This is a genomic window from Ruegeria sp. CK2 (assembly GCF_056536585.1).
The window spans coordinates 130,282-145,807 of record NZ_JBQFPW010000012.1 but is presented as its reverse complement, the minus strand read 5'-3'; the positions used below and the strand labels follow the sequence as shown (position 1 = coordinate 145,807).

Below are 15,526 nucleotides of genomic sequence, written 5' to 3'. Positions count from 1 at the left end.
TCAGAATTGGGGCTAACTGAGCTTGCGACCACCCTGCCAAACGCTCTCTAGCCGTCCTGCGCTGCCAATGTGCAAGATATCGGCCGCAGCATCTGGGCAAATCCGACCAATCTGATTCTGACCGATCAGGTCGGCGGGCAGGCGGCTGGCCATCTCCAACGCCTTGGCCAGTGCCACACCGGACAATTCCGAAATGCTTTGTGCCGCATCCAACAGCTCAAGATGGGCACCGGCCAACGTTCCGTCTGCAAGCGTCAACCGATCACCGCTGCGGTGAATTTCCCGCCCATTCAGCGTGAAACTTTCGATATCTGATCCAGCGGTTGCCATCGCGTCGCTGACCAGAAACACACAGCCCGGCCCCTGTTTTGCGCCAAGCGCGGTTTTCATCGAGGCCGGATGCACATGGATGGCGTCCGCTATCAAACCGGCGGATAAATCGCCCAATGCAAGGGCCGCCCCTACGGTTCCGGGTTCGCGGTTTCCCATCTGGCTTTGTGCATTGAACAGATGCGTGACACAGCGCGCGCCGGCGTTCGCGGCTGCCTTACAGGCGTCATAGCTGGCATCAGTGTGACCTAACGACACCAGGATGCCCGCGTCAGCCATCGCCATTATTTGGGCATTTGATACACCTTCAGGGGCAACGGTGACTTTCAGAACCGGCAGCAGTGTCGCAGTTTCCAAAAGTATTTCCAGATCTGACTGCTCCATCGGACGTATCAGCGCGGCGTCATGCGCGCCCTTGCGTGATACGGATAGATGAGGCCCTTCCAGATGCAGGCCCAGTATACCGGGAATACCTTCTGCTATTGCGGCAATTGCAGCCGCTACTGCGCGCCGCGTTACCTCGGGCGTATCGGTGATTAATGTGGGCAGGATCGAAGTTGCGCCAATTCGGGCGTGGGCGGCTGCCATCACACGCAACGTCTCGACCTCGGGGGCATTGTTCAACATCAAGCCACCGCCGCCATTGACCTGAAGGTCGACAAATCCGGGTGCGAGCAAGCCGCCATCAACCGTTGTTGTCTGGACGTCAGGCCCAAGATCAGAAACCGGCACGACGGCTTCAATTCGGCCGTCGCGCTGCAAAACCGCATGGTCAAGCACTATGCCGTCTGGCGTCAAAACCTCGGCTCCGGTGATGGCTTGAAGCGCGCTGCTCATACCGTTTCGGTGACCTTCTTAAGATGGCGCGGCGCGTCTGGGTCGATTCCCCGAGAAGCTGCAAAAGCTTCGACCATGGAATAGAACGACACAATCAGGCTTAGGGGATCCGTCAGGGCATGATCTGTGCGGACATGATCCACTCTGACCGCCTGCTTTACCTTGTCTGTCGTCGCAAACACTTGCGCGCCTTTGGCGCTGATCGCGTCGGCGACCTCTGACAGAGGCATTTCCGCGGCATCGGCGGCAGCAAAACCCAGAACCGGAAAGCCGTCTTGTACGATCGACACCGGCCCATGCAAAACCTCGGCTGACGAATAGCTTTCGGCATGCAGCTGGCAGGTTTCCTTGAACTTCAACGCAGCCTCATTCGAAACGGCCAAAGCCTGCCCTCGCCCCAAGGTGAACAGCGATGAGTTTTCACCAATTGCAGCCCGCACTTCCGGCCAGCTGATTTTGGTGGCGGCGTCCAGTTGCTGTGGCAAAGCCCGGATCGCAGACAACAGAGCCGCGTCCTTGCTCCATTCGGCCAGGAGCCAGAGACCGGCAACCGCCGAGGTGACAAAGGTCTTGGTTGCCGCGACGCTCAGTTCGGGGCCTGCCTGAATATCGATTGGATATGTGCTGGCCTTTGCCAGCGGAGACTGAGCATCGTTGGTCAGCGCAACGGTCATGGCGCCATCGCGTCCTGCGTTGCGGGCCATCGCCAGAATATCTGGGCTTTTTCCTGACTGAGATACAGACAGACAAAGCCCGTTTTGCAACTTCAAGACGGAATCATAGACCGACCCGATGGAAGGGCCTACCGAGGCAACTGGAACGCCCAGGACAATTTCGGATGCGTATTTCAGATAAGTACAGACATGATCGGACGAGCCGCGCGCAACTGTCACGATGAAGGTCGGGTCAAGGTCTCGCGCGACATCGGCGACAGCCGCGATATCGGCCTGCCCATGTGTCAGCAACCGGTCAACGGCCGCAGGTATTTCGTCGATTTCCCGGCGCATGCGGGTGATCAGATGTTGCATGTTTTGTCCTAGCTATTGGCCAAACGCAGCTCTGCCACAAAATCATAGGCATCGCCGCGGTAGATAGAGCGCGTGAATTCGACAACCCGGCGGTTGGCCAGATATGAGGTGCGTACGATGCGCAGCCCGGCTGCACCCGGCTCGACACCCAGAAGTGCAGAATCCTCGCTTTCAAGATTGATTGCAGAAATTCTTTGCAATGCCCGAACGGGCCGATTTCCGTCACGCCCTAGAACTTCGTAAAGCGACGAGTCGACAAGTTGCGGTTTCGGCAAGATATCAATCGGCAATGAGGCGCGTTCGATTGCCATTGGCCGGTCGTTGGCGCGTCGCAAACGGGATATCCGAGCGACAGCTTCGCCCGACGACAGCGCAAGTGCCATCACTTCTTCCGGTGACGGGGTGTGAACGCCACGCTCCAGCCATTCGCTGGATGAATTCAGGCCCCGCCGGGTCATGTCTTCGGTGAAGGATGTCAGCCGGGACAGAGATTGTTCCACCTTTGGCGTTCCGTCTGAAACGAAACTGCCGGATCCTTGGCGTTGGACAATGATGCCCCGGTCGACGAGATCCTGCATTGCCCGGCGAACCGTTACCCGGGACAAGCCTGTCAGAGTGGCGATCTCTCGTTCCGCGGGCAGCGGCGCACTTTCGCCCAGAAGGCCCGTTTCGATGCTCTCTTCAATCCGCTTGCGCAGACGCACGTATCGGGGCCCGGCAGCGTCCTGCATCCAGTCATCGGACTTCAGAAAGTCTTCGATTGTATCCGCGGTCATTCAGCACCCACCTTTGCGCGTTTTGCCAACCGGCGCGCCAGTTGCAGGGCTCCGTCAATGGCAGTTCCCTCCGGCTCGGTCAGCGCCGCAGCCATCTCGGCTGGCAAGTAATCCTGATAGCAGGCCGCAACGCCGCCAATGGCGCAGATTGGATCTCCGCTGGAATAGCCAAGCGCACGTAAGCCCCCCGCCAAATAGTCAGCGCCTTTCTGCATAAGCTCCTGCCCCGCCGGATCTCCTGCTTTGGCAGCGGAAACGATATCGGGTGCAAAATCCGCAACTTCTGCCTGGCGTGCAGCACCTGAGAACGCAACAATTTTCGCGGGGTCATCGTTGAATCGAGCGCTGATGTCTTGCGTCAACGGGCTGTGGGGTCGAATGCCATCCATGGCGAGCAGCACAGATCGCAAAAGCTGTTTGCCAAGCCAGTGGCCTGACGCTTCATCCCCAATCACAGGGCCATAGCCGCCAATGAAACTGATCTGACCGTCTACCTGGCGGGCCAGAAACGATCCGGTCCCGACACCCATCAGACAACCGTTCTTTGATCTCAGCGCGCCAACGACTGCCGATCTGCGATCATCCTCGACTTCGACAACCCGCGAAGGCAGCTGGTTTGCAACTTCCGATGCCGCCTGTGCGTCCGTGACGCCGGCAAGGCCCGCATAGACAGGAATGTTGGCCAAAGCTGACTGAGGCAGAGCTGCCTGTTCCATCAGCTCGCTCAAACCTGCGTTCAATGTGTGGATCGCTGAATCGCGATTCGAGAACACATTGGCGCTGCCCAGAGTCACCCGTAGCAGGCCCGCGGGTGCGGTCATGGCAAATCGGCAGCGCGTGCCGCCACCATCAACTGCAATGAGATATGGGAAGGACTCAGTCATATAGATACCTTTACAATACCTTTCGGTTGAAAAAAAGACCTTTGCAAAAAATTATCCGGAAAATCTCAAAAAATCGGCTGAAATAGGGAAAATTCAAAGGCCGGTGTAGACAAAAGGTATTGTATAGGTATTATATGGCATACCAAGGGGGAATCATATGCTGCCGCAAACTGAAATGCTAGGTGAGGGAACTAAGGGATTGGATTTGCGTTCCGATGCCGACGTGCTCGCCTGCTTGCTTGATGGGCAAAAGGCTGCATTGAACGGTTTGGACGGGTGTCTGGCGGGGCTGTCGCAGGGCGCGGCACTTCTTTCGAACGCGATCAAGAACGGTGGACGCATACACTATGTTGCTGCTGGATCTTCAGGGTTGATGGGTCTTGCCGATGGTGCGGAATTGCCCGGCACTTACGGCCTGTCACCCGAGTTCATCTCAATTTCCATGGCTGGCGGAATTCCGACTGGGGCCGAAATGCCGGGTCATACAGAAGATGATGTCGATGCAGCCAAGGTGGCGTCGGCAGGGGTACGGTCGGGGGATGCGGTTATTGCCATATCCGCCAGCGGTTCCACACCTTTTCCGCTTGATTTTGTGCGTCACGCCCGCAGTGCTGGCGCCAAGATTATCTGCATAGCTAACAACAATGACGCTCCCTTATTCGAGCACGCGGATTGCGCGATTTTCCTGAACACGCCGCCAGAATTGATCGCAGGCTCCACTCGGATGGGGGCGGCCACCGCACAAAAGGTGGCGTTGAACATGATGTCGACGCTGATGGGCATTCGGCTGGGTCATGTTCACGACGGCATGATGGTGAATGTTGTCGCGGATAATCGCAAACTGCGCCAACGCGCAGAGGGGATAATCAAGAAGATCGCCGGCGTTTCAGATGCCGAGGCGCGCCTGGCATTACATAAGGCCGCAGGGAACTTGAAGCCGGCCATCTTGTTGGCGGCCGGCGCAACCACTGTAACGCAAGCGGATCAGATGTTGGCCCAATCCGGCGGGCATTTGCGTCCCGCGCTTGAGCAATTGTGAATGACAACAAACACTAGGGAGAGAAGACCATGAGAAAAACATCGCTAACTGTAATTTTGCTGGCGTCATCGGCCTTGGCCGGTGCGGCACAGGCCGAAACGGTGCTGACCATCGAAAGCTGGCGCAATGATGACCTGGCGCTTTGGCAGGAGAAGATCATTCCGGCGTTTGAAGCGCAGAACCCGGATATCAAGATCAAATTCTCACCATCTGCCCCGGCAGAATACAATGCGGCACTGAATGCCAAGCTGGATGCAGGCTCGGCCGGTGATCTGATCACATGTCGCCCATTCGATACATCTTTGGGTCTTTATGATGCTGGCCATCTGGCTGACCTGTCCGATCTGGGCGGTATGGCCAATTTCTCGGACGTCGCAAAATCCGCCTGGCAGTCAGATGATGGCTCCGCCACGTTCTGTGTTCCTATGGCGTCTGTGATCCATGGCTTCATCTACAACAAAGACGCCTTTGCCGAATTGGGGCTGTCTGTTCCGACAACCGAGGCGGAATTCTTTGAAGTGTTGGGCAAGATCAAGGAAGACGGTAACTATATTCCGATGGCCATGGGTACCAATGACCAGTGGGAAGCCGCGACGATGGGCTATAACAACGTCGGCCCGAACTACTGGAAAGGCGAAGAGGGCCGTCTGGCTTTGATCGACGGCTCGCAGAAGCTGACGGATGAGGCCTGGGTGGCGCCGTATCGCCAGTTGGCCAAATGGGGTGAGTATCTGGGCGACGGGTATGAGGCACAGACTTATCCCGACAGTCAGAACCTGTTCACACTGGGTCGCGCGGCCGTTTATCCGGCGGGCAGTTGGGAAATCAGCGGTTTCAACAATCTGGCTGATTTCGAAATGGGCGCCTTCAAGCCGCCGGTTCCGAATGCAGGCGACGATTGCTATATCTCGGACCACACGGATATTGCCATTGGCATGAATGCCGCCTCCCCCAACGCCGAGGCTGCCCGGACCTTCCTTGATTGGGTTGGATCAGAAGAGTTTGCAACGATCTATGCAAACGCGCTGCCGGGCTTCTTCTCGCTTTCGAACTTCGATGTGGCCATGGAGGACCCGCTGGCTCAGGAATTCGTCAGCTGGCGCGGTGAGTGTGGGTCGACCATCCGTTCGACCTATCAAATCCTGTCGCGCGGAACGCCGAACCTTGAAAACGAAACGTGGAACGCCTCGGTTCAGGTGATCAAAGGTGAAGAAAGCCCAGAGGATGCAGGCAAGCGGCTGCAGGATGGCTTGGCCACCTGGTACGCGCCCCATCAATAATCCACCACTCACTTGAAACCGGTTCCGGCCCGAAGGCCGGAACCACTCCGAACCGTAGAGGCACGTTATGGGCAGCAGCCGCATCAAATGGCACATCGTGGTTTTTCTTGCGCCCGCAGTGCTCGTCTACTCGGCCGTCATGGTCGTTCCGCTTTTCAATACATTGCGTCTGGCGCTGTATACCGAGATCGATCAGTCCCGTGTGTTTGTCGGGCTGGACAACTTTCGCACTCTGTTTGGGGATCCGCTTTGGTCTGACGCGTTCTGGAATGCCTTGGGGAACAATTTCTGGTTCTTCTTCATCCACATGCTGGTTCAAAACCCCATTGGGATCGTTTTGGCTGCAATGCTTTCGCACCCACGTTTGCGATTTGCAGCCTTCTACCGGTCCGCCATCTTTATCCCGACAATCCTGTCATTTGTGATCGTTGGCTTTGCCTGGAAACTGATCCTGTCGCCAATCTGGGGGATCGCGCCAGACATGCTGTCCGCGATCGGGTTGAAATCCCTGTATGCACCGTGGTTGGGCAAGGAAGAATACGCTCTGACCACGCTGGCGCTGGTCTCGGTTTGGCAATTCGTCGGCATCCCGATGATGCTGATCTATGCCGCCCTTCTGTCGATCCCAGAAGAAATTCTGGAGGCGGCCGAGGTCGAAGGCATCACCGGGTTAGCCGCGTTCTGGAAGATCAAATTGCCGCTGATCCTGCCATCGATCGGCATCATTTCGATCCTGACATTTGTTGGCAATTTCAACGCGTTTGACTTGATCTATGCCGCACAGGGCGCGCTGGCGGGGCCGGATTTCTCGACCGATATTTTGGGTACCTTCATGTATCGCACCTTCTTCGGGTTCCAGCTGCAACTGGGGGATCCTCATATGGGGTCGGCCATCGCGACGGGCATGTTCTTCATCATCCTGGCAGGGGTCTGCATGTATTTGTTCCTGATCCAGACCCGTATCCGCCGCTATCAATTCTGAGGGAATGACCATGAACAAAGCCCGCAGAAACCCGTTCAACATTGCCGCGATGCACGGCGCGCTGATCCTGTACACATTGATCGCGCTTTTCCCGGTCTTTGTGATCGTTATCAACAGCTTCAAATCCCGTAAGGCGATCTTTCGCGAGCCGCTGGCTTTGCCTGATGCCGACACGTTTTCGATGATTGGCTACCAGACGGTGATGAAACAGGGGGATTTCTTCCTGTACTTCCAGAACTCGATGATCGTCACGGTGGCGTCGTTGTTCTTCATCCTTTTGTTCGGCGCGATGGCGGCCTTTGCGCTTAGCGAGTATCGGTTCAAGGGCAATACTTTGATGGGCCTCTATCTGGCGCTGGGCATCATGATCCCGATCCGTATCGGCACGGTGGCGATCCTTGACATGATGGTGGCAACGGGGCTTGTGAACTCGCTGATGGCCCTGATCCTTGTTTATACCGCGCAAGGTCTGCCGCTGGCCGTATTCATCCTGTCTGAGTTCATGCGCCAGGTCAGCGACGATCTGAAAAACGCAGGCCGCATTGATGGGCTGAGCGAATATACCATCTTCTTCCGGCTGGTCCTGCCGCTGGTCCGTCCAGCCATGGCGACCGTCGCTGTGTTCAACATGATCCCGATCTGGAACGACTTGTGGTTCCCGCTGATCCTGGCCCCGGCAGAAGAAACCAAGACGCTGACACTGGGCAGTCAGGTCTTCATCGGACAGTTCGTCACGGACTGGAACGCTGTTCTGTCTGCGCTAAGCATGGCGATCCTGCCGGTCATGGTTCTCTACGTGATCTTCTCGCGGCAACTGATCCGCGGCATCACGTCAGGGGCGGTCAAATGATCCGCGTTTTGATCGCAGGTTTGGGCAATATGGGTCTTAGCCACGCGCTGGCCCATCATCACCATTCCGACGCAGAAATTGCTGGGTTGGTGAATCGATCAGGTGAGGTAACTCACACTGATCTGCAAGGCTATCCGGTCTACACTGATTTCCACACTGCACTGGCTGAGACCAAACCCGATCTCGCGGTGATTGCGACCTATTCGGACAGCCACGCTAACTATGTCTGCGCGGCGATGGAGGCTGGCGCGCATGTGTTTGTCGAAAAGCCGCTGGCAACGACGGTTGAGGATGCTCGTCGTGTTGTTGCCAAAGCAGTTGAGACCAATCGTAAGCTGGTCGTTGGGTACATTCTGCGCCACCACCCGTCCTGGATGCGGTTGATTTCCGAGGCGCGCGATCTGGGCGGGCCATATGTCTTTCGCCTGAACCTGAATCAGCAGTCGACTGGCCCGACATGGGAAACTCACAAGGCGCTGATGCAGACCACGTCCCCCATCGTCGACTGTGGCGTCCACTATGTCGATGTGATGTGCCAAATAACAGATGCGCTGCCCATACGTGTAAACGGAATGGGCCTGCGCCTGTCTGATGAAATAGCGCCGGATATGTATAATTACGGCCAGTTTCAGGTTGTCTTCGAAGATGGTTCGGTGGGTTGGTACGAGGCCGGATGGGGCCCGATGATGTCTGAAACGGCGTTCTTCGTGAAAGACATCGTCTCACCCAACGGTGCCGTGTCGATCACCGAAGGCAACAAGGGTGACTCAGATGATGTGGACGGCCACACCAAAGTTGGTGGCATTCTGATCCATCGACCTGACGGAGACACCCTGATCGAAATGGACGGCGAACCGGGTCATCAACAGCTGTGCGATGCCGAGCAAGCCTACATGCTGCAGGCGATTGCTGAGGACATCGATCTGACCCGCCATATGAGCGACGCAGTGCAATCGCTGCGCATCTGCCTTGCCGCCGACGAAAGTATACGAACCGGCCAGCCGGTCAACCTGAAGGAGACATGACGTGACCGCCCTGACGCTGAGCAATGTGTGCAAGTCCTTTGGAAAGGTGGACGTTCTGAAGAACATCGATCTGACTGTCGAGGAAAACGAATTCGTTGTGTTTGTCGGCCCTTCGGGGTGCGGTAAATCAACCCTTCTCAGGGTGATTGCCGGGCTGGAAGACGCCACCTCGGGCACAGTTGAAATCGACGGCCAGCAGGTCAATGACGTGCCACCCGCCAAGCGCGGGATCGCCATGGTGTTCCAATCCTACGCGCTGTATCCGCATCTGACCGTGCGGGGCAACATGGTGTTGGGCCTGAAACAGGCGGGCCATCCCAAAGATGAGATCGAGCGGCGGATCGCCGAGGCGAGCCGGATGCTGTCGCTGGAACCCTATCTGGACCGTCGCCCGGCCGAGCTGTCCGGCGGACAGCGTCAGCGGGTTGCCATCGGGCGCGCAATTGTGCGCAACCCCAAACTGTTCCTGTTTGACGAGCCATTATCCAACCTCGACGCGGCGCTGCGCCTGAATACAAGGGTCGAGATTGCCAATCTTCACCGTCAGCTGGATGCCAGCATGATCTACGTGACCCACGATCAGACCGAAGCGATGACACTTGCCGACAAGATCGTTGTCCTGCGGGATGGCCGGGTCGAACAAATCGGCAGCCCGATGGAGTTGTACAACGACCCAGCCAATCGGTTTGTCGCCGAATTCATTGGATCGCCCGCGATGAATTTTGTGCCCGCTGATATGATTGGCGGCAACACAGGGACGTTTATTGGCATTCGCCCGGAATACGCTCAGCTTGGTCAGACCGGGCAGCTAAACGGGACTGTGATCCATGTTGAAAAGCTGGGCGCGGACACAAATGCGATGATCAATATTGGCACAGACAAGCCCTTTACAGTCCGCGCCTTTGGCCAGCACGACGTGTTGCCCGGCGCGGAGGTTGGTATCAGCTTTGATCAGGCCAAAGTTCTGTCCTTTGGCGAGGACGGGAAAAGGCTTTGAGCCAAGCCCTGCGTTAAATCGAGAAGAATAGAAAGCCTTGGGTGCATCTAGTCCAATACACCCAGGGCACTTCGGATGACTGAACCAATTCCATCTGGAGCCTGCTCGAATAACGGGCGCAGTCAATTCGTCAATATTTCCGTCATTTAGGCGGATTGACAGTTGATTTCGTCAAGATTGACCCTCTGAAACGGACGCTTGCTGCTTCATTCTCTTAGGAAACACCAAGAGGAGGCACGCAATGTCCTGGAATGTATGCGTCGTCGGGGCTGGCAAAATCGGGCAGATGATTGCCACGTTGCTAAAAGGCTCAGGAAATTACAGCGTCACTGTCGCAGATCATGATCTGAAAGCGCTGGGCGAGATTGCCAAATTGGGCGTCGCCACGAAGCAGATCGACGCCAAAGACGCGGACGGGCTGGCCCAAGGCCTGACCGGATTTGACGCGGTGATTTCTGCCGCACCTTTTTTTCTGACCCCAACAATCGCAAAGGCCGCCAAGGATGCAGGTGCGCATTACTTTGATTTGACCGAGGATGTGGCTGCTACAAACGCTGTCCGCGTGCTTGCTGATGACAGTGAAACAGCCTTTATGCCGCAATGCGGGTTGGCGCCGGGCTTTGTAGGGATTTCAGGTGCGTCGCTTGCGGCGGAGTTCGATGAAATCGACAGCCTGCATATGCGGGTGGGGGCGCTGCCTCTCTATCCGACCAACGCGTTGAAATACAATCTGACCTGGTCAACCGATGGGTTGATCAATGAATACTGCAATCCCTGCGATGCCATTGTGAATGGCAAACTGGTCAAGACCGCACCACTGGAGGATTACGAAGTTCTGGGTCATGACGGCGTAGAATACGAGTGTTTCAATACCTCAGGTGGTCTGGGCACCTTGCCCGAAACGCTGGACGGAAAGGCACGTGCTGTATCCTATCGCTCGATCCGGTATCCGGGGCATTGTGATATCCTGAAGCTGTTGCTCAAGGATCTTGGTCTCGAAAATCGTCGCGACCTTTTGAAAGAGATTTTCGAGTCCGCCCTGCCACGCACGGATCAGGATGTGGTGCTGGTATATTGCACCGCCAAAGGCCTGATCAACGGTGAGCTGCGAGAGAAATCGCTGATCAATAAATCCTTTGCACGCGCCATCAACGGACAGGTCTGGAGCGCGATTCAGGTCACCACCGCAGCAGGTGTGCTGGGCGTGGTCGATTTGATGCGTACAGGCGCATTGCCGTCCACTGGATTTATCCGGCAGGAGCAAGTGACGCTTTCCGATTTTCTGAACACCGAGTTTGGCCGGCTGTATCGCGCCGGCGATGTGACCCAACAAAACAAGGCGGCTTGAGACATGAAAGACGTTGTAATGACAGCAGAAACCATCTTTGCAAAACTGGATATGACCACGGCAGAACTGACCGGTGGCACATTGCCGGTGACCTCGCCCATCGACGGTGGTCTGCTGGCCGAGGTGCATGAAACTCCGGTCAGCGACATGGATGCGGTATTTGCCCGCTCCAAGGCGGCCTTCAAAGCGTGGCGTACGGTTCCAGCCCCGCGCAGGGGCGAACTGATCCGACTGCTGGGCGAAGAACTGCGCGCGGCCAGGGACGATCTGGGTGCACTGGTCAGCTGGGAAGCGGGTAAGATCACTTCCGAAGGTTTGGGTGAAGTGCAGGAGATGATTGACATCTGTGACTTTGCCGTGGGCCTGTCACGCCAGCTTTATGGTCTGACCATCTCATCAGAACGCCCAGGCCATCGGATGATGGAAACATGGCATCCTGCGGGTCCGGTCGGCGTAATCTCGGCCTTCAACTTCCCGGTTGCGGTCTGGTCCTGGAACGCGGCTTTGGCTTTGGTGTGTGGTGATCCAGTGATCTGGAAGCCGTCCGAGAAAACACCGCTGACCGCGATGGCCTGTCAGAAGATTTTCGAACGCGCATTGGCCCGATTTGGCGACGCACCCGAAGGTCTGTTGCAAACGCTGATTGGTGGTGCGGCGCTCGGCGAGGCATTGGTGGCCAGCGAGGACGTACCAGTCGTTTCCGCCACCGGTTCCACCCGTATGGGCCGCGCAGTTGCCCCGATTGTGGCGCAGCGGTTTGGCAAATGCATTTTGGAACTGGGCGGCAACAACGCCATGATCGTCGGCCCGTCTGCCGATCTGGAAATGGCGGTGCGCGCAATCGTGTTCTCGGCCGTTGGCACCGCAGGACAGCGTTGTACCACATTGCGCCGGCTGATTGCTCACAACTCGATCAAGGACGAATTGGTCGCGCGTCTGAAAAAGGCCTATGCTGGCCTGCCAATTGGCGATCCGCTGGCAGAAGGCATTCTGGTCGGGCCGCTGGTGGATGAGGCGTCGGGGGCTGCAATGACTGCAGCGCTGAAGTCCGCCGAAGCCGAAGGCGGGTCGGTGTTCGGCGGCAATCGCGTGACCGACGGAGTACCTGCTGGCGTATACATGGAGCCGGCGATTGTCGAAATGCCCGGCCAATCCGCGACCGTGAAGTCTGAAACGTTTGCCCCGATCCTATATGTCATGGGCTATGACGATTTTGATGAGGCGCTGGAAATTCAGAATGACGTGCCGCAGGGTCTGTCCTCTTGTGTGTTTACGTTGAACATGCGTGAGGCCGAACAATTCCTGACAGCCGCTGGATCGGATTGCGGTATTGCCAACGTCAATATCGGCCCGTCGGGTGCCGAAATCGGTGGTGCGTTTGGCGGTGAGAAAGAAACCGGCGGCGGGCGTGAAAGCGGATCAGATGCTTGGAAGGCCTATATGCGTCGTCAGACAAACACGGTGAACTATTCGGCCGAATTGCCGCTGGCGCAGGGCGTCAAATTCGATATCTGAAGATGTTTCCGGCGGTGCTGACCCGCGCCGCCGGATACTTTGTGATCAGTCTGAAAACAGATAGTCCAGCCGCATCACCGCCTGGGCTTTTTCGGCTCCAATCCCCAGAAACTTGGCGATAACTGCTTCGTTCTCAGTTCGGTCCGATGTCTCGCGAATGCGCAAGTAGCCGTCAAACTCGGCATTGCGGATCTGTTCAGATTCATACGCCAGATCATTGTGAAGTGTGGGTAACAGGCGTGATACGGTTTCTGACGGGCTGTTCTCACCTGCCAACCCAACGCGTCGGGCATGGCCGATCAGATACTCGTCCGAGTATTCGCATTCGATCTCCAGCACACGCGTTTTGGCCTTGTCACGGCAAAAATCGCGGATGATGTCCAGATTGGCAGGGTCCAGGCACAAAACCAGCCGGTCCGCCCCAAACCCTTCGAATAACATGCGAACCACAGACCGCCGGTGTCTGGACCGCTTCGTCAATGTCGTTTCGATCCCCCCAAGATCTGGCAGCGGGGTGTCTTGTTCGTTGAACAGATATTCGACACACGGGATGTCTGTTTCTGATGCAATCTGATCCACCAACCGTTTGGCCACGTGCCACTTTTTGCACACAACCAGGAACAACTCACGCTCTGGTCCCAGCGTGTTTTCCGTTTCCCAGAACCGCTGGCCAAACCTGCGGCCGACACGCCCCCGCCCTGTCAGGAAAGCATGCAGGTTGCGGCCCTCGTTCGAGATCGGAAAATCAACGCCTTCGCTGGCGTATAATGCGCCCAGCCGGTCTTTCAACTCATGCGCCTCGGGGCTGATTTTGCGGGCAAATAGATAATCCTGACCCAACAGCATGTCGTAGTGGTCGTTGTAGAACGTGACGGGCATTCCGTAGTCTGAGAACATCAAGAAGGTAAGTGTGCGGTTTTCGATCTCGCCCTTTGGGATCAGGTGCCGAACGAGAGTTTGAAAAAACGTCTCGTCCGGGATCCAGGTGGTCGAGAAGAACCGGATCACATCGCGGCGCTGGTTCAGGAAATCCAGAATCATTTCGATGGTTCTGCGGCGCAGGCACCACCATTGGCTGCCGATCATCATCTGGATGTCTTTTGGGATGTCCCGGGTCAGGCCGAACCGTTTCTGCATCTCGAAAGACGCGTAGAACAGCCCGCTTTGCGTGCGTTCGTTAAAGTAGTGGCGATAGATCAGACGGTCTTCTTTCATACCGGTCTTGATCCAGTTGCTCTCAAAGAAGTCATGGCTTTCGATAAAATCCAAGTCGTTCTCGTCGAGGAACTGATGCGCGTACTCAGCGGTCTTGATCGCCATGCAATCGCCTGAAAGCATGTAGAAATGCGTGGCACGGGGAAAAGCGTCAACAGCAGCCTGCAGGGCGTTTAGCGTGGCTTGAACCAGCGACCATTCTCCCCAGCCGCATTTGATGCGTTTGCTGGCGAATGTGACGTTTGGATTGTCCTTCAGTGCAGCGCGGATGCGATCATAGTCCGCCGCATTGGCGCGGGCATCGAAGTGAATCACCATGCAGTCCCCGACGGCAGTCAGCTGCTCTGCCTGTGCGATGATCGCATCAGGGTCTTTGTGACAAAGCAAAATATAGGCAATCTTTGCCATGAGGTTTACGCAATTTCCGTTTCTGCCCGTTTCCAACCGTGATACTGAGGATGAACGATTGAATAAACAGAATATTTTTGGTTCTTTGGTCTCAAATGCTGGCACGTCCAATTTAGGCCCGGCCAGTATAGGAGGCGCAGCAGATGGGTTTTCCCGGCACCTGGATGACCGAGAGCGAGAGCATGGTATACCGTGTGGTGCCAAAATGTGCTTGCTCGACCATTGGTCAGATCATGTATTTTTCGGATCATGGTCATTTTTTTGACGGCGATATTCATGATGCCAAAGGTGGTATGCACAAATGGGCGTTTGATCAAAGCCAGGGCTTGATCTCCACGAATGTCCGTAATCACGCGTCGTTTTCTTTCACCTGTGTGCGCAACCCGTACACACGAATCCTTAGTTCATTTTTCGACAAGATCTGTGGCATCCAGCGCAACGGTAAAAGATACCGGGGCAATCTGGTTCCGACGCTGATCTACAACTATGGGATTGAAGTCGGCGGTGACGACGGAAAAGGTGAGTTTGACCAAATTGCCAGCTTCCGCCGATTTTTGCTGTTTGCGCGCGACACGATCCGGTGGCGTAGGCCCATGGATCCGGACATTCACTGGTCTGCCATGTCGGGCCACGTCTCGACCTTCATCGTGAATGGCGGGCAATATGACAGGATCTTCTGGACCGAGAAATTCAATGACGGCATGCAGGGTGTTCTGGACCATGTCGAAACCGCGCATCCGGTGACATTGTCCGAGATCCCACGGTTCAACGAATCCGAAGGGCACGGGCCCAAACGTGCCCATCCGGTCGAGGACTATTTCGACGACCTGTCGATGCATCTGGTCTATGAAATCTATAAGCAGGATTTCGAGCTGTTCAAATACGATTTCGAGAATCCTGGTAACAAGATGCCCATCGGTGAGATAGATCTGGATGAGGTACACGCCAAACTGGGCGATTGATGGGCAATGGGTGCCTTCGGGCAGAGATGCATCTGCTTAGAACATGATTT

The 15,526-nt window shown here is 56.2% G+C and carries 14 protein-coding genes; 9 read left to right on the top strand and 5 right to left on the bottom strand.

Translation table 11 applies throughout. The features are described 5' to 3' along the window. Nucleotides 1-12: 12 nt before the first annotated feature. The 4 genes from nagA to ACR0BU_RS17705 are packed head-to-tail and all read right to left on the bottom strand — an operon-like array spanning nt 13 to nt 3,855. Nucleotides 13-1,167 carry an N-acetylglucosamine-6-phosphate deacetylase gene (gene nagA, locus ACR0BU_RS17720; protein ID WP_480738264.1) on the bottom strand — a complete coding sequence of 385 codons (1,155 nt, stop codon included), beginning with the start codon at nt 1,165-1,167 and terminating at the stop codon, nt 13-15. Beyond that, entirely contained in the window at nt 1,164-2,195 is a 1,032-nt protein-coding gene (locus tag ACR0BU_RS17715) for an SIS domain-containing protein (protein WP_300071415.1), read from the bottom strand. The genes nagA and ACR0BU_RS17715 overlap by 4 nt, the downstream gene beginning before the upstream one ends. An 8-nt stretch (nt 2,196-2,203) precedes the next feature. Further along, nucleotides 2,204-2,971, bottom strand: coding sequence for a GntR family transcriptional regulator (locus ACR0BU_RS17710; RefSeq protein ID WP_298936506.1), 768 nt, complete (start codon nt 2,969-2,971; stop codon nt 2,204-2,206). After that, entirely contained in the window at nt 2,968-3,855 is an 888-nt protein-coding gene (locus tag ACR0BU_RS17705) for a glucosamine kinase nucleotide-binding domain-containing protein (protein ID WP_480738263.1), read from the bottom strand. Before ACR0BU_RS17705 ends, ACR0BU_RS17710 begins: the two co-directional genes overlap by 4 nt. A 157-nt stretch (nt 3,856-4,012) precedes the next feature. On the opposite strand from ACR0BU_RS17705, the gene ACR0BU_RS17700 reads away from it, so the two are divergent. From ACR0BU_RS17700 to amaB, 8 genes are all read left to right on the top strand, one after another. Then, complete coding sequence (locus ACR0BU_RS17700) at nt 4,013-4,894, top strand: N-acetylmuramic acid 6-phosphate etherase (protein ID WP_480738262.1); 882 nt, start codon at nt 4,013-4,015, stop codon at nt 4,892-4,894. Between the two features lie 29 nt (nt 4,895-4,923). Further along, complete coding sequence (locus ACR0BU_RS17695; RefSeq protein ID WP_298936503.1) at nt 4,924-6,174, top strand: ABC transporter substrate-binding protein; 1,251 nt, start codon at nt 4,924-4,926, stop codon at nt 6,172-6,174. Nucleotides 6,175-6,241: 67 nt separating this feature from the next. Next, nucleotides 6,242-7,156, top strand: coding sequence for a carbohydrate ABC transporter permease (locus ACR0BU_RS17690; RefSeq protein ID WP_480738261.1), 915 nt, complete (start codon nt 6,242-6,244; stop codon nt 7,154-7,156). Nucleotides 7,157-7,166: 10 nt separating this feature from the next. Next, entirely contained in the window at nt 7,167-8,006 is an 840-nt protein-coding gene (locus ACR0BU_RS17685) for a carbohydrate ABC transporter permease (RefSeq protein WP_120631798.1), read from the top strand. Next, nucleotides 8,003-9,031, top strand: coding sequence for a Gfo/Idh/MocA family protein (locus ACR0BU_RS17680; protein WP_480738260.1), 1,029 nt, complete (start codon nt 8,003-8,005; stop codon nt 9,029-9,031). The genes ACR0BU_RS17685 and ACR0BU_RS17680 overlap by 4 nt, the downstream gene beginning before the upstream one ends. A 1-nt stretch (nt 9,032) precedes the next feature. Then, complete coding sequence (locus ACR0BU_RS17675; protein WP_299888419.1) at nt 9,033-10,028, top strand: ABC transporter ATP-binding protein; 996 nt, start codon at nt 9,033-9,035, stop codon at nt 10,026-10,028. 241 nt (nt 10,029-10,269) lie between these two features. Then, entirely contained in the window at nt 10,270-11,376 is a 1,107-nt protein-coding gene (locus ACR0BU_RS17670) for a saccharopine dehydrogenase family protein (protein ID WP_480738259.1), read from the top strand. A 3-nt stretch (nt 11,377-11,379) separates the two neighbouring features. Beyond that, the gene (gene amaB, locus ACR0BU_RS17665; protein ID WP_480738258.1) at nt 11,380-12,891 is read left to right on the top strand and encodes an L-piperidine-6-carboxylate dehydrogenase; all 1,512 of its coding nucleotides are present in this window, start codon (nt 11,380-11,382) and stop codon (nt 12,889-12,891) included. A gap of 45 nt (nt 12,892-12,936) precedes the next feature. Here the strand turns inward: amaB and ACR0BU_RS17660 are convergent, their stop codons facing one another. Beyond that, nucleotides 12,937-14,514 carry a DUF5928 domain-containing protein gene (locus ACR0BU_RS17660; RefSeq protein ID WP_480738257.1) on the bottom strand — a complete coding sequence of 526 codons (1,578 nt, stop codon included), beginning with the start codon at nt 14,512-14,514 and terminating at the stop codon, nt 12,937-12,939. Between the two features lie 143 nt (nt 14,515-14,657). Between ACR0BU_RS17660 and ACR0BU_RS17655 the strand changes: the two genes are divergently transcribed. Continuing rightward, nucleotides 14,658-15,476 carry a sulfotransferase family protein gene (locus ACR0BU_RS17655; protein WP_480738256.1) on the top strand — a complete coding sequence of 273 codons (819 nt, stop codon included), beginning with the start codon at nt 14,658-14,660 and terminating at the stop codon, nt 15,474-15,476. The last annotated feature ends 50 nt before the right edge of the window (nt 15,477-15,526 follow it).